The 13760-nt window shown below is 69.3% G+C and carries 14 protein-coding genes; 8 read left to right on the forward strand and 6 right to left on the reverse strand.

Annotation, left to right across the window (positions count from 1 at the left end):
• Positions 1-85 precede the first annotated feature (85 nt).
• Genes glmM through ACZY1G_RS10640 form a run of 3 tightly spaced genes read left to right on the forward strand, consistent with a single transcriptional unit; the run spans position 86 to position 3115 of the window.
• Complete coding sequence (gene glmM, locus ACZY1G_RS10630) at positions 86-1423, forward strand: phosphoglucosamine mutase (RefSeq protein WP_463822344.1); 1338 nt, start codon at positions 86-88, stop codon at positions 1421-1423.
• Positions 1424-1475: 52 nt separating this feature from the next.
• Positions 1476-1772: a DUF7162 family protein gene (locus ACZY1G_RS10635; RefSeq protein ID WP_463822345.1), complete on the forward strand. Its 297-nt coding sequence runs from the start codon at positions 1476-1478 to the stop codon at positions 1770-1772.
• Positions 1772-3115, forward strand: coding sequence for a hypothetical protein (locus ACZY1G_RS10640; RefSeq protein WP_463822346.1), 1344 nt, complete (start codon positions 1772-1774; stop codon positions 3113-3115). Before ACZY1G_RS10635 ends, ACZY1G_RS10640 begins: the two co-directional genes overlap by 1 nt.
• Here the strand turns inward: ACZY1G_RS10640 and ACZY1G_RS10645 are convergent.
• Positions 3093-4232, reverse strand: a complete 1140-nt coding sequence (locus ACZY1G_RS10645) for an acyl-CoA dehydrogenase family protein (RefSeq protein WP_463814230.1) — start codon at positions 4230-4232, stop codon at positions 3093-3095. The genes ACZY1G_RS10640 and ACZY1G_RS10645 overlap by 23 nt on opposite strands.
• A gap of 43 nt (positions 4233-4275) precedes the next feature.
• On the opposite strand from ACZY1G_RS10645, the gene ACZY1G_RS10650 reads away from it, so the two are divergent.
• Positions 4276-4851 (forward strand): TetR/AcrR family transcriptional regulator, encoded by a 576-nt coding sequence (locus ACZY1G_RS10650; protein ID WP_463822347.1) that lies wholly within the window; start codon positions 4276-4278, stop codon positions 4849-4851.
• 16 nt (positions 4852-4867) lie between these two features.
• Here the strand turns inward: ACZY1G_RS10650 and ACZY1G_RS10655 are convergent, their stop codons facing one another.
• From ACZY1G_RS10655 to ACZY1G_RS10670, 4 genes are read right to left on the reverse strand one after another with little or no spacing between them, the layout of a single operon-like run.
• Positions 4868-5653, reverse strand: coding sequence for an SDR family oxidoreductase (locus ACZY1G_RS10655; protein ID WP_463814232.1), 786 nt, complete (start codon positions 5651-5653; stop codon positions 4868-4870).
• A gap of 24 nt (positions 5654-5677) precedes the next feature.
• Positions 5678-6100 (reverse strand): PPOX class F420-dependent oxidoreductase, encoded by a 423-nt coding sequence (locus tag ACZY1G_RS10660; RefSeq protein ID WP_463814233.1) that lies wholly within the window; start codon positions 6098-6100, stop codon positions 5678-5680.
• On the reverse strand, positions 6097-7134 hold the full coding sequence (locus tag ACZY1G_RS10665) for an LLM class F420-dependent oxidoreductase (protein ID WP_463822348.1): 1038 nt from the start codon (positions 7132-7134) through the stop codon (positions 6097-6099). The genes ACZY1G_RS10660 and ACZY1G_RS10665 overlap by 4 nt, the downstream gene beginning before the upstream one ends.
• 19 nt (positions 7135-7153) lie before the next feature.
• Positions 7154-8008, reverse strand: a complete 855-nt coding sequence (locus tag ACZY1G_RS10670; RefSeq protein ID WP_463822349.1) for a dienelactone hydrolase family protein — start codon at positions 8006-8008, stop codon at positions 7154-7156.
• Between the two features lie 55 nt (positions 8009-8063).
• On the opposite strand from ACZY1G_RS10670, the gene glmS reads away from it, so the two are divergent.
• Both glmS and ACZY1G_RS10680 read left to right on the forward strand, forming a co-directional pair.
• Positions 8064-9929: a glutamine--fructose-6-phosphate transaminase (isomerizing) gene (glmS, locus tag ACZY1G_RS10675; RefSeq protein WP_463822350.1), complete on the forward strand. Its 1866-nt coding sequence runs from the start codon at positions 8064-8066 to the stop codon at positions 9927-9929.
• Between the two features lie 242 nt (positions 9930-10171).
• Positions 10172-10546, forward strand: coding sequence for an STAS domain-containing protein (locus tag ACZY1G_RS10680; RefSeq protein WP_463814237.1), 375 nt, complete (start codon positions 10172-10174; stop codon positions 10544-10546).
• A gap of 8 nt (positions 10547-10554) precedes the next feature.
• Here ACZY1G_RS10680 and ACZY1G_RS10685 read toward each other — a convergent pair whose 3' ends face one another.
• A complete protein-coding gene (locus ACZY1G_RS10685; RefSeq protein WP_463814238.1) occupies positions 10555-10929 on the reverse strand; it encodes a nuclear transport factor 2 family protein in 375 nt (124 codons plus the stop codon).
• Between the two features lie 31 nt (positions 10930-10960).
• Between ACZY1G_RS10685 and ACZY1G_RS10690 the strand changes: the two genes are divergently transcribed.
• Positions 10961-12364 (forward strand): NAD(P)H-hydrate dehydratase, encoded by a 1404-nt coding sequence (locus ACZY1G_RS10690; RefSeq protein WP_463822351.1) that lies wholly within the window; start codon positions 10961-10963, stop codon positions 12362-12364.
• A gap of 10 nt (positions 12365-12374) precedes the next feature.
• Positions 12375-13760 carry a glutamate decarboxylase gene (locus ACZY1G_RS10695; protein ID WP_463814240.1) on the forward strand — a complete coding sequence of 462 codons (1386 nt, stop codon included), beginning with the start codon at positions 12375-12377 and terminating at the stop codon, positions 13758-13760.

Consider the following 13760-nt stretch of genomic DNA (forward strand, 5'->3'; position numbering starts at 1 on the left):
TCGGAGCGGCCGGGCGTCTGTCTTTGTCCTGTGAGCGATACCCGGGCATTAGGGTGCTCGAAGACTCGTGTGAGAGGTTGTCACCATGGCTCGACTGTTCGGCACCGATGGAGTGCGCGGCGTCGCCAATCAGGATCTGACCGCCGAGCTGGCGCTGGCGCTGGGCGCGGCGGCGGCCCGTCGGTTGACCAGAACGGGCTCCTCCGGCCGGCGGCTGGCCGTGGTGGGCCGCGATCCCCGCGCCAGCGGCGAGATGCTCGAGGCGGCGGTGATCGCCGGCGTGACCAGCGAGGGTGTCGACGCGCTTCGCGTCGGCGTGCTGCCGACCCCCGCGGTCGCCTACCTGACCCGTGCCTATGACGCCGACTTCGGCGTGATGATCTCCGCCTCCCACAATCCGATGCCCGACAACGGCATCAAGATCTTCGGTCCCGGTGGTCACAAACTCGACGACGACGCCGAGGACCGCATCGAGGAACTGGTCCGTCAGGGTCCCGGCGACCGGCCCACCGGCGCCGGGGTCGGCCGCGTGCTCGACGCCGAGGATGCCCTCGAGCGCTACGTGGGGCATGTCGAGACGGCGGCGCGGACCCGACTCGACGGACTGACCGTGGTCGTCGACTGTGCGCACGGGGCGGCTTCGGTCGCCGCCCCGCTCGCCTACCGCGCCGCGGGCGCGAACGTGATCCCGATCCATGCCGACCCTGACGGGTTGAACATCAACGACGGCTGCGGCAGCACCCACATGGATTCGTTGCGCTCAGCCGTGGTGTCCTACGGCGCGGATCTGGGTCTGGCCCACGACGGTGACGCTGATCGTTGCCTGGCCGTCGACGCGCACGGGCGTGTCATCGACGGTGACGCGATCATGGTGGTACTGGCGCTGGCCATGCAGGAGTCGGCCGAGCTGACACGCAACACGCTGGTCGCGACGGTCATGAGCAACATGGGCCTGCACCTGGCGATGCGCGAGGCCGGCATCGAGGTGCGCACCACGGGGGTGGGGGACCGGTACGTTCTCGAGGAACTCCGCGCCGGGGCGTACGCCCTGGGCGGGGAGCAGTCCGGGCACGTCGTGCTTCCGGCGTTCGGGACCACAGGGGACGGCATCGTGACCGGGCTGCTGCTGATGGCCCGGATGGCGCAGACCGGCCGTACCCTGGCCGACCTCGCGGCGCCGATGCAGACGCTGCCGCAGGTGCTGATCAACGTGGCCGTGGCCGACAAGGCGACGGTCGCCGATGCGCCCTCGGTGCGCGACACGGTCGCCGAGGTCGAGGCCGAGCTCGGCGACACCGGTCGAATCCTCCTTCGTCCCTCGGGAACCGAGCAGGTGGTGCGGGTGATGGTGGAAGCCGCCGACGAAGACACCGCACGCCAGCTCGCGGCGAAGGTCGCGCAGTCGGTCAGCGCGGAGTCGTAACGGTCGTCGATCGGCGGGGAACCGTGGCGTCGCCCGGTGCGTCCAATGAAGTATGGGGAGTACAGGCGTCGACGTGGGTGCGCTGCGCGCCGTCGCGAGGGAGTACGAGCGAGCCGGTGAGATCATCGGTCGAGCTGTGCGAGAACATCTGTCTCACGTGACCTTCGGTGGGTCGACGGCCGGGCGGGCATATGTCGCCCACGGTGAGTCATTGCAGTCCGCGCTGCGCGACCTGACGAGCTCGGTGTCGTCGTGGTCCCGGGCGGCCGGTGAGATCGCGGCGGCCATGGAGGTCTCGGTCGAGAGGTACGTCGACGCCGACGAGCGCGCGGCCGGACGGGTGGGGTAGTGGCCGAGACGTTCGACGTGTCCGGCCGGTTGGCGCAGGGCCGACCCTCGGTCGAGGCGATGTCGGAGTACGTGTGGGCGTCCCACCAGGTGGGGTTCACCGACTCCGATCTGACGCTGCATCCAGCGCAGGTGCGTGACTGGTACGGCACCGAAGAGGGCATGGATCTCGTTGTCCTGCAACGCGATTATGCCTCTGTCGATGCGGCGGTGCGGGCGACGCGGGAGGCGCTGGCCATCCAGGATGATCAGGCCGGCGTGCTGGCGGGTGCCTGGCAGGGGTCGGGTGCGCAGGCGGCGCAGCAGTTCCTGCGCCGCCACGATGCGGCGTCAGCGGTGGTCGCCGACGCTCTGGCCACTGCCGCAGCGGCGTTGCGCCGCACGCTCGAGGAACTCTGGCGCGCGGTCGATTCCAAGGTCGAGACCACCATCGCTGTCGAATCCGACGTCGGTGCGGCACGCGAGCAGTGGCTGGCCGCCGCCACGACCGTCACCTCGGGCGTGGGGGATCGAGCAGCTGCGGCCGAGTTGGTCGACGCCGAGGTCAAGCCGTTCGTGCAGAACCGAATCGGGGCGGAATGGCTGACGGCCGTGCAAGGCGCGGGTGCCGCCGTCGCCGAGGCGTATCGCACCGCCACCGCCGAGATCAGCGCACGCCCGCTCGCTGAATTCGAGATCCCGGGTGCGCTCGGGCCGAGTGCGCCGGCGCCGTCGTTCTCAGCTGCAGCGCCCACCGCGCCCGCCGCGCCCGCGGCGCCCACCGCGCCCGCCGCGCCCGCACCGACGGCGCCGGCGGCCTGGACAGCGCCACCCGCAGCGCCCGCGCCACCAGCAGCGTCGGCGCCACCGGCATTCGCATCGCCGCCCGCCCCGGCGCCCGTTGCACCGGCCGCGGCGCCGCTGCCAGATATGGGTGGGGGCGGGGCAGCGATGCCGGCGGTGGGGCAGCGTTTTGCCGACGCGTTGAGCGGGCTGCTGGGCGGTAGCGCATCCGACCCTGCGATCAATCCCCTCGACGACCTCGAGCCACCCGAGCCGCCTGAACCCGACGACGAGGACCACGAACTCGAGGAGGAGGAGCCCGAGGACGACGAATCCGAGGAAGAGGAGCCCGCCGCAGAAGATCCGGCCCAAGGCGAGCCCGCCGCGGACGAGCCAGTCGCCGAACCGATCCCGGCGGAACCGGAGCCCGAGGCCGTCGCACCACCGGCGCCCACGCCACCGCCGCCACCTGCCGAACCGCTGGCCCCACCGCCGGTCGAGGAGCGCACGCCCTGCGAGATCGCCGCCGACGAGGTCCCGCAGGTCGGCCCGCCGCCTGTTACCGAGCCAGGTGGCGGCTGATCACCAGGCGCTGAATCTGGTTGGTGCCCTCGAAGATCTGCGTGATCTTCGCTTCGCGCATGAACCGCTCGACCCGATAGTCGCGTGTGTAGCCGGCACCGCCGAACACCTGCACGGCATCGGTGGTGACCTTCATCGCCGCGTCGGTGGCGGCCAGCTTGGCGACCGACGCCTGTCGCGAATAGGCCAGCCCGGCGTCGCGGCGTCGAGCCGCATCGATGTAGGTGGCTCGCGCGGAGTCGACCGCGGCGGCCATGTCGGCCAGCAGGAACGCGAGTCCCTGGTGGTCGATGATCTTGCGGCCGAACGTCGTTCGCTCCTGGCTGTAGCCGACCGCCGCATCGAGTGCCGCCTGCGCCAGCCCGACGGCTACGGCCGCGATGCCGAGTCGCCCGGCATCCAGTGCGCTGAACGCGATCTGCAGACCCTGGCCTTCGGCGCCGATCCGTCGCTGCGCATCGACGAACGCCCCGTCGTAGTAGGCCGCGGTGGTGGGTACTGCGTGCAGGCCCATCTTCTCCTCGGGTCGGCCGAAGGTCAGGCCGTCAAGGTCGCCAGGCACCAGGAAGCACGAAATCCCCTGCGAGCCTTCGCCGGTGCGGGCGAACAGCGTGTAGAAATCCGCGACGCCACCGTGGGTGATCCACGCCTTCTCGCCGGTGATGCGGTAGCCGCCGTCCGCAGCGGCTGCCCGACAGGTGAGCGCGGCGGCGTCCGAGCCCGCCTGCGGTTCGGAGAGGCTGTACGCGCCGATGAGCGAACCGCCGAGCATGTCAGGTAGCCACCGCGATCGCTGCTCGTCGGTGCCGAAGGTCATCAGAGGATGGCAGGACAGACCGTGCACGCTGACCGCGACAGCCACTGTCGCCCACCGCGCCGCGAGTTCTTCGAGCACCTGCAGGTAGACCTCGTAGGGCTGACCGCCGCCGCCCCACTCCTCGGGGTACGGCAGGCTCAGCAGCCCGGCTTCCCCGAGCGTCGCGAACACGCCGTCGGGGTAGGTCTCGTCCTTCTCGTGCTTGTCGACGACCGGGTCGAGCACCTTGTCGGCGATGGTCCGGGCGAGCTCGATGAGTTCGTGCGCCTCGTCGGTGGGCAGCAGGCGATCCACAGGCATACGTCGAACAGTACTACAGGACACTCTGCAGTACTATTGACCTGTGACCACGCCTGCATTCGCCACCCGGCGGCGCACCGAGCTCTTCGATGCGCTGGTCGGTCTGTTCTTGGCGGAGGGTTTCGCACATCTGACGCTCGATGAGATCGCGACGCGGCTGCGATGCTCCAAGTCCACGCTCTACACCCTGGCGGCGAGCAAGGAGCAGCTGGTCACGGCTGCCACCGTGCATTTCTTCCGCACGGCGACCGAATCGGTGGAACACCGTGTCGCCGCCGCGGACGGCGCTCGCGAGCGCGTGACCGCCTATCTGCAGGCGGTGGGCGAGGAACTGGATCCGGCGTCGGATCGGTTCATGGCCGATCTCGACGCGTTCGCCCCGGCGCGGGCCATCTACGAGCAGAACACCCGCATCGCGGCACAGCGGGTCCAGGAGCTGATCGCGGCCGGGGTGGCGGCCGGCGAGTTCCGCGACGTGCATGCCGCGTTCGCCGCCGAACTCGTCGCGACGATGATGGTGGGCATCCAGCAGCGGGCGGTGCGCGAGCGCACCGGGCTCGACGACGCGGCGGCCTACCGGGAGTTGGCGGCGATCCTCACCGGCGGGATCCAGGCGTGACTCAGATCGTGGTGACTCAGATCGTGGTGACGTAACCCCCGTCGATGCGGACGTCGGCGCCGGTGATGTTGGTGGCGCGATCACCGGCCAGGAACACGGTGAGGTCTGCCACCTCCTGCGGGGTGGTGAATCGTCCTGTGGCTGCGCCTGCGGCGACCGCGTCCACCACCTGATCGGCGGAACCGCCACTGGCGGAAGCGAATTGGGCGGCGACGCCGTCGTCGGCCAGCCACAGGTCGGTGGCGACCGGCCCGGGGCTGATGGTGTTGACGCGAATGCCCTTGGGCCCGAACTCTTTCGACAGGCTCTTCGCGTAGTTGGCCATCGCCGCCTTGGTGGCGCTGTAGTCGATGATGTTCCATTCGGGCAGCGTCGCGTTGACCGAGCCGATCATCACGATCGCGCCACCACCGCGCGCCAGCAGAAGGGGGATGGCTTCGCGCGTCGTGCGGACGGCCGACAGGAAGTTCAGCGACCAGGCGGCGGTCCAGTCGTCGTCGGTGACGGACTGCGAACCGGCGAATCGCGGGGTGACGGCCCCGGCGTTGTTGACCAGGATGTCGACACCCCCGCGTTCCGCGGCAGCGGCGACGAGGGTCTTCGGGCCGTCCGCGGTGGACAGATCCGCGGCGACGAACCTCGCCACGCCTGCCGCTTCGAGCGCTTCGAGTCCGGGACTGTTCGTGCGGGCACCTGCGACGACGAAGGCGCCGGCGCCGGTGAGTCCCTCGCTGATGGCGAGTCCGATGCCCTTGCTCGCTCCGGTGACGACGGCGATCTTGTCGGTCAGGTCGATGCGCATGCCGGGCACTCTGCCAGAGCGCGGTCAGTTGGCCAGGTCGAACGCCTTCAGAACTTTCGTCGGGGTGACGCGGACCAACAGTTCGCCCGGTACACCGTTGCGTCGGCCGAACTCCTCGGCGCGGTCGGCGCCCATGTACCGGCCACCGATTCGGGTCGCGAAGGCGCGCACCTCGTCGAGGTCCTCGCTGGTTGCGGCGGTGCCTTGCACCTGGACGAAAGAGAACGGGGGTCGATCGTCGTCGCAGCAGATCACCACGCGGGGGTCGCGCGCCAGAGCGCGGCCTTTGGCGGTGTCCTTGCCGGTGTTGAAGACGAGTTGCCCGTCGTCGACGACGAACCACACCGGCGCGACCAGCGGCCGGCCATCGGCAGCGACGTACCCCAGTTTCGCGGTACGGGTGCCGTCGGACAGGAACGCGATGACGTCGTCGGTGAGTTCGGTCATAGCAGCGACTGTAATTGCTCCACGAAGGCCACGGACTCGCGTCGATCACCGGAGAGCGGATGCACCAGCAGCGTGGTGACGCCGGCCTCGGCGAACGCCGCGATCCGCTCGGCCACGAAGCCGCGCGGCCCCACCAGCGACACCTTGCGCACCAGCTCGTCGGGCACCGCGTCGATCGCCTCGGCCTTCTTGCCGGCCAGGTACAGATCCTGGATGTGATCGGCTACCTCACCGAAGCCGTAGCGCGTCGCGAGGTTGTGATAGAAGTTCTTGCCGCGTGCGCCCATCCCGCCGATGTAGAGCGCCAATTGTGGCTTGGCCCAAGCCAATCGGTCCTCGATGTCGTCACCGATCGCCAGGCTGGCACTGACCATCACGTCGAGCGGACCCAGTTCCGGATCGCGCCGTGTCGCGCCGGCCCGCAGTGCCTCACCCCAGACGTCGTCGGCCTTCTCCGGATAGAAGAAGACCGGCTGCCAGCCTTCCGCGATCTCCGCGGTCAGCTCCACGTTCTTCGGACCAAGTGCTGCGATGGTGATCGGAATGCGTTCACGCACAGGCTGATTGATGATCTTCAGCGGTTTGCCCAACCCGGTGCCGCGGTCTGCCGGCAGGGGGATCTGGTAGTGCTTGCCCTCGTAGGTGAGGCGCTCGCGGCGCCACACCTGCCGGCAGATCTCGACGACCTCGCGGGTGCGTCCGAGCGGCGCGTCGAATGGCACGCCGTGGAATCCCTCGACCACCTGGGGGCCCGAGGTGCCCAGGCCGAGGCGGAACCTGCCGTCGGAGACGTAGTCCAGGCCGGCGGCTGTCATCGCCATCAGGGCCGGGGTACGGGTGTAGATCGGCACCACGCCGGTACCGAGCTCGATCCGCGACGTGCGCGCGGCGAGGAAACCCAGTTGGCTGATCGCGTCGTAGGAGTAGGCCTCGGGCACGAGCGCGATGCCGATACCGATCTTCTCGAGTTCGACGACCTCGTCGACCGCCTCGAGGAACCCACCCGCGTAGTTGAGAAAGATGCCCGTGCGCATGGCCTAGATACTCACATGCTCACGGCTTGAGGAGCGCAACCACCTTGTTCTCCAGATCCACTGGATCGTCGGAGAACGGGTCCATGATCTCGGTCTTCGGCAGCGCGCCCTCGGGATCGGCGAAGGCCTTGTACGGCCCCTTGTCCTTCTCGTTGGCCAACATGTGCAGGAGATAACCCGTCATCAGGGCCCGAACGATCCGCTGGGTGCCCTTGTCGGCGCCCGGCAACCCGACGGCGGTCGCGAGGCGTCTGCCCTCGACCAGCCCGCCGGCCTTCGTCTTCGACGTGGACCGCAGCGTCGCCGGCTTCCAGGCGCGGGCCAGCTCGACAGCATTGGAGCGCAGGGTCATCGGGTCGCCAGGATCGGCGAGGATCAGCCCAGCCACCTTCAGTCCCGCGGCGGGCTTCTCGGCGGGTGGGCTGCTGATCAGGGGATACGCGGCGACGACGGCCTTGAGCTTCGTCGGCATCCCCGCCGCGGCGAACACCGCGGCCGATGCGCCGAACCCGTGGCCGGCGACGCCGAGTTTGCCCGGATGCACGCTGATGTCGCCGCCCCCCAGCCGCACGCCGGCGATGATGTCCAGCGTGGTGCCGAGGTCGTAGGCCAGGCTGAGCACCGACGGCGCCAGCGACGTCTCGGTGTTGGGTGCGGCCGCGACGATGCCCCACGAAGCGAGGTGCTCCAGTGTTCCGCGGTAGCGATGGGCAGATGTGATCCAGTCGTGGCCGAACGCCACGCCGGGTAGGTTCGTGCCACTCGCCGGCGTGTAGACGATGCCGGGCAGACCGGCAAAGGCCAGGTCACCGCACAGAACCTTGTGCGGCCCGCGGCGGGTCAACGCGGTGAAGAGCTTCTTCGTGCTGGCCACCCGACGACCGTATCCCACCCGGCGGTCCGCGTCGTCTGCCGTACCCTGGATGGCTATGTGCGGAATCGTCGGCTACGTGGGGCAACGTCCCGCCTGCGGCATCGTCGTCGACGCGCTGCGCCGGATGGAGTACCGCGGGTACGACTCCGCTGGAGTGGCGTTGCTCGACGGACGCGGCGGGATGACCGTGCAGCGCAAGGCGGGCCGGCTCGCCAATCTGGAGGCCGCGCTCGACGAGCAGGGCAGCGACGATCTGGTCGGCTCGACGGGGCTGGGGCACACCCGCTGGGCCACGCACGGCCGGCCGACGGACCGCAACGCCCACCCGCACCTCGACGCCAGCGGCAAGGTCGCAGTCGTGCACAACGGCATCATCGAGAACTTCGCCGCGCTGCGCGCCGAGTTGGAGGCTGCCGGGGTCGAGTTCGCCAGCGACACCGACACCGAGGTGACGGTGCATCTGGTGGCGCGCGAGTACGAGTCGGGCTCCCAGGCCGGTGATTTCCCGGCGTCGGTGCTGGCCGTGCTGCGCCGGTTGGAGGGCCACTTCACGTTGGTGTTCGCCCACGCCGACGATCCGGGCACGATCGTGGCGGCCCGCCGGTCCACGCCGTTGGTGGTCGGGGTCGGCGACGGGGAGATGTTCGTCGGCTCCGATGTCGCGGCGTTCATCGAGCACACCCGCGATGCGGTCGAGCTGGGGCAGGACCAGGCCGTCGTGGTGACCGCGGACGGGTACCGGATCACCGACTTCGAGGGCCGCGACACCCAGGATTACCGGGCCTTCCACATCGACTGGGACACCTCGGCCGCCGAGAAGGGCGGCTACGACTACTTCATGCTCAAGGAGATCGCCGAGCAGCCCGCCGCGGTGTCGGACACGCTGCTGGGCCATTTCGCCGACAACCGCATCGTGCTCGACGAGCAGCGCCTCTCCGATCAGGAGCTGCGCGACGTCGACAAGGTGTTCGTCGTCGCCTGCGGCACCGCCTACCACTCCGGGCTGCTGGCGAAGTACGCGATCGAGCACTGGACCCGGCTACCCGTCGAGGTCGAGCTGGCCAGCGAGTTCCGCTACCGCGATCCGGTGCTCGACAGCCATACCCTCGTCGTGGCGATCTCGCAGTCCGGGGAGACCGCCGACACGCTCGAGGCCGTGCGCCACGCCAAGGACCAGAAGGCCAAGGTGCTCGCGGTGTGCAACACCAACGGCAGCCAGATCCCGCGTGAGTGCGACGCGGTGCTCTACACCCGCGCAGGCCCGGAGGTCGGCGTCGCCTCGACCAAGACGTTCCTGGCCCAGATCGCGGCCAACTACCTCGTGGGCCTCGCGCTGGCCCAGGCCCGCGGCACCAAGTATCCCGACGAGGTGGCCCGCGAGTACCGCGACCTCGAGGCCATGCCCGAACTGATCTCGCGGGTACTGGCCACCAGTGCCCCGGTCACGGCGCTGGCCACCCAGTTCGCGTCGGCGCAGACGGTGCTGTTCCTGGGCCGCCACGTCGGCTACCCGGTGGCGCTCGAGGGTGCGCTCAAACTCAAAGAGCTGGCCTACATGCACGCCGAGGGGTTCGCCGCCGGCGAGCTCAAGCACGGGCCGATCGCGCTGATCGAGGACGATCTGCCGGTCATCGTGGTGATGCCCTCGCCGAAGAACGCGGCCACGCTGCACGCCAAGCTGTTGTCCAACATCCGGGAGATCCAGGCCCGCGGCGCGATCACGATCGTCATCGCCGAGGAGGGCGACGACACCGTGGCGCCGTACGCCGACCATCTCATCGAGATCCCGGCCGTCTCCACGCTGATGCAACCGCTGCTGTCCACGATCCCGATGCAGCTGTTCTCCGCCGGAGTGGCCCAGGCTCGCGGCTACGACGTCGACAAGCCCCGCAACCTCGCCAAGTCGGTTACCGTCGAGTAACCTTCTGACCAGCACGATTGTGACTCTTCCGTCAATTTAAGGAAGAATTAAGGCCACTCTGTTAACGCTGCCCTCCCCGGGGCCGATAAACGAGTAACAGCCGTTCTGCAAGCAGCGGCCGCCGGTGCCACGCGCCCGGTGTACGACGGAATTCCCCGTCACTGCGGCCCACTGCCGCACGAAACACGGACACGCACGGTCGCCATGGCTGTGCCTGGTGTCTGTCCGACCCTCGGGGGCACATGATGAACGTGCACGAACAACACCGCGGCCGCTTCGTGGTCCGTCCGCAGCGCGACGGCGCGACGGTGGTGCTGCACGTCGAGGGTGATCTCGACGTACTGACCGCTCCCACGTTGGGCACGCATCTCGACGTGGCACTGGCCGGCGACCTGACGATGCTGGTCGTCGACATCACGAAGGTGGGCTTCTTGTCGTCGGCGGGCATCAGCATGCTGGTCGAGACCCACCGTCTCACCGATCGCGCCGGCATCTCGCTGCGCGTCGTCGCCGACGGGCCGGCGACTGCCCGGCCGCTGCGCATGATGAACATCGACGAGATCATCGACCTCTATCCGACGCTGCCCGACGCGCTGAGCGGCACGAAAGCTCAGTAGTAGCAGCCCTATTGGCGGATCGTCTGCTGATACAGCGCGAGCTTCCAGCCGTCGCCGGTGCGGTGGTACACCGAGGACATGGCGCCGACGAACGGTTGGTCAGCGCCGTCTCGCCAGCCCGTCCCCATGTACACCAGCGCCGCGGCGTCGGGCGCAATCGTGATCACCCGGACGTCGTCGATCGCGTAACGCGCCCACGGCGGTGACTGGCCCAGCGCCGAGACCACCGTCGCCCGATCCATCACCGCGCCGTTGGCCAGCACCATCAGCGCGTCCTCGGTCATCACGTCGCCGTAGAAGCGGTCGCCGGTGCCCTCGCAGAGTGACCGCCAGCCGCCATGTTCGAGTGCGAGCAACTGCTCGCGCACAGAGGAATCAGTCATGGCGGGCGGGTACCCACGTACCGTTGTTCCGATGTGGCACTACTACTCCGCCCAGCAGATCCGCGACGCCGAAGCGCCACTGCTCGAGGCGCTGCCCGACGGTGTGCTGATGCGCAGGGCCGCGTTCGGTCTGGCCACCGCGATCATCCGCCAGCTGGGCACGGTGTCGGGCAAGACCGTCTGCGCCGTGGTCGGTTCCGGGGACAACGGCGGTGACGCGCTGTGGGCCGCCACGTTCCTGCGCCGTCGTGGCGCGGGTGTCTCAGCGGTCCTGCTCGACCCCTCGCGGGTCCATGCTGCGGCACTGGCCGCGTTTCGCAAGGCGGGCGGTCGGATCGTCGAAAAAGTACCGGCGGCAACTGATCTCGTGATCGACGGAGTGGTGGGCATTGGAGCCACCGGTCCGCTGCGGCCGGCCGCCGCGGACGTGTTCGCCGGAACCGACGCGCCTGTGGTCGCCGTCGACGTCCCCAGCGGGGTCGACGTCGCGACCGGTGCGGCTGACGGGCCGCATGTCAGCGCGACGGTGACGGTGACGTTCGGTGGCCTCAAGCCCGTGCACGCGCTCGGACCGTGCGGCCGTGTCGAACTCGTCGACATCGGTCTCGACCTGCCGCCCAGCGACATCCGGGGATTCGAGGCCGCCGATGTCGCTGCCCGCTGGCCGGTGCCCGGCCGCAGCGACGATAAGTACACCCAGGGTGTGACCGGCGTGATGGCCGGCTCCGCGACGTATCCGGGCGCGGCGATCCTGTGCACCGGCGCTGCCGTTGCCGCACACTCCGGCATGGTGCGTTACGCGGGAACCGCTGCAGCCGAGGTGGTTTCGCATTGGCCCGAGGTGATCGCCACGAAGGATGTCCGACGCGCGGGGCGCGTGCAGGCATGGGTCGTCGGCCCGGGGCTGGGCACCGACTCCGACGGCGAGGCCGCGCTGGCCTTCGCGTTGGACACCGACCTGCCGGTCCTCGTCGACGCCGACGGCCTGACCATCCTTGCCGCCCATCCCGACCTGATCGACGGCCGAGACGCCCCGACAGTGTTGACCCCGCACGCCGGCGAGTTCGCCCGGCTGGCCGGCGGGCCGCCTGGGGAGGACCGCATCGCGGCCGCCCGCGGGCTCGCCGACCGGCTCGGCGCCACCGTCCTGCTCAAAGGCAACGTGACCGTTGTCGCGGAGCCGGGCGGCCCGGTGTACCTCAACGTGGCGGGTCAGGCGTGGGCTGCGACCGCCGGGTCGGGCGACGTGCTGTCCGGGGTCATCGGGGCGCTGCTCGCCGCCGGTCTGCCGCCCGCCGACGCCGCCGCGGCAGCGGCATTCGTGCACGCGCGCGCCGCCGACCTCGCGGCACACGATCCCGGACCGGCGCCGGCGCCGACGTCGGCCGCGCGCATCCTGGCGCATCTGCGAACGGCACTCGGCTCGATCCTCTAGAAAGGACCACATGCCCAACATGTCGCGCCACTCCTCGCTGACCCCCGCGTACTGCGGCCGCCTGTCCACCTCACCGATCCCGGCCCTACGCCTGCCCGACGAGTCGATGGAGCCCGACCAGACCTACCGCTTCATCCACGACGAGCTGATGCTCGACGGCAGCTCACGGCTCAACCTCGCCACGTTCGTCACCACGTGGATGGATCCCGAAGCCGGGCAGCTGATGTCGGAGACGTTCGACAAGAACATGATCGACAAGGACGAGTACCCGGTCACGGCCGCGATCGAGCAGCGCTGCGTGTGCATGGTGGCCGACCTGTTCCACGCCGAGAACCTGCGCGACGACGACCCGTCCAGCGCGATCGGTGTGTCGACGGTCGGCTCCAGCGAGGCGGTGATGCTCGCCGGCCTGGCGCTCAAGTGGCGGTGGCGGCAGAAGCTGGAGGCGGCAGGGCAGGACTGGAAGGGCCGCACACCGAATCTGGTGATGGGCTCCAACGTCCAGGTGGTGTGGGAGAAGTTCTGCCGCTACTTCGACGTCGAGGCGCGCTACCTTCCGATGGAGCACGGCCGCTACGTGATCACCCCGGAGCAGGTGCTCGACAACGTCGACGAGAACACGATCGGCGTCGTGGCGATCCTGGGCACCACGTTCACCGGCGAGCTAGAGCCCGTCGGCGACATCTGCGCCGCCCTGGACACACTCGCGTCCGACAAGGGACTCGACATCCCGGTGCACGTCGACGCGGCCAGCGGCGGCTTCGTGGTGCCGTTCGTGCACCCCGACCTGGTGTGGGACTTCCGGCTGCCGCGGGTGGTGTCGATCAACGTCAGCGGGCACAAGTACGGACTGACCTATCCCGGCATCGGGTTCGTGGTGTGGCGCAACGCCGACCACCTGCCCGAGGAACTCGTGTTCCGGGTCAACTACCTCGGCGGGGACATGCCGACGTTCACGCTGAACTTCTCCCGGCCCGGCAACCAGGTCGTCGGGCAGTACTACAACTTCCTGCGGCTGGGCCGCGACGGCTACACCACGGTGATGCACTGCCTGTCCGACACCGCGCAGTGGCTGGCGCGGGAGTTGGCGGGGATGGATGTCTTCGAGGTCATCTCTGACGGATCGGCGATCCCCGTCGTGGCGTTCACCCTGGTCGAAGGCACCAAATACACGGTGTTCGACGTGTCGGCGCTGCTGCGCAGCTACGGCTGGCAGGTACCGGCCTACACGATGCCCGACAACGCCACCGACGTCGCGGTGCTGCGCATCGTGGTGCGGGAGGGCTTCTCGGCGAACCTGGCCCGCGCGCTGCGCGACGACATTGTCGAGGTGCTCGGCAAGCTCGACAAGACCGGGGTGGGCGGGTTCTCGGACGAGGCGCACTTCGCCCACTGA

Source organism: Mycobacterium sp. IDUB_5, from assembly GCF_055419565.1.

What these genes read in the sequence shown, in the direction of transcription:
- ACZY1G_RS10635 (WP_463822345.1), top strand. Translation starts at nt 1,476, where the DNA reads ATGGGGAGTACAGGCGTCGACGTGGGTGCGCTGCGCGCCGTCGCGAGG.
- ACZY1G_RS10645 (WP_463814230.1), bottom strand. Translation starts at nt 4,232, where the DNA reads ATGCCTGTGGATCGCCTGCTGCCCACCGACGAGGCGCACGAACTCATC.
- ACZY1G_RS10660 (WP_463814233.1), bottom strand. Translation starts at nt 6,100, where the DNA reads ATGACCGAACTCACCGACGACGTCATCGCGTTCCTGTCCGACGGCACC.
- ACZY1G_RS10695 (WP_463814240.1), top strand. Translation starts at nt 12,375, where the DNA reads ATGCCCAACATGTCGCGCCACTCCTCGCTGACCCCCGCGTACTGCGGC.
- ACZY1G_RS10685 (WP_463814238.1), bottom strand. Translation starts at nt 10,929, where the DNA reads ATGACTGATTCCTCTGTGCGCGAGCAGTTGCTCGCACTCGAACATGGC.
- ACZY1G_RS10655 (WP_463814232.1), bottom strand. Translation starts at nt 5,653, where the DNA reads ATGCGCATCGACCTGACCGACAAGATCGCCGTCGTCACCGGAGCGAGC.
- glmM (WP_463822344.1), top strand. Translation starts at nt 86, where the DNA reads ATGGCTCGACTGTTCGGCACCGATGGAGTGCGCGGCGTCGCCAATCAG.
- ACZY1G_RS10665 (WP_463822348.1), bottom strand. Translation starts at nt 7,134, where the DNA reads ATGCGCACGGGCATCTTTCTCAACTACGCGGGTGGGTTCCTCGAGGCG.
- glmS (WP_463822350.1), top strand. Translation starts at nt 8,064, where the DNA reads ATGTGCGGAATCGTCGGCTACGTGGGGCAACGTCCCGCCTGCGGCATC.
- ACZY1G_RS10680 (WP_463814237.1), top strand. Translation starts at nt 10,172, where the DNA reads ATGATGAACGTGCACGAACAACACCGCGGCCGCTTCGTGGTCCGTCCG.
- ACZY1G_RS10690 (WP_463822351.1), top strand. Translation starts at nt 10,961, where the DNA reads ATGTGGCACTACTACTCCGCCCAGCAGATCCGCGACGCCGAAGCGCCA.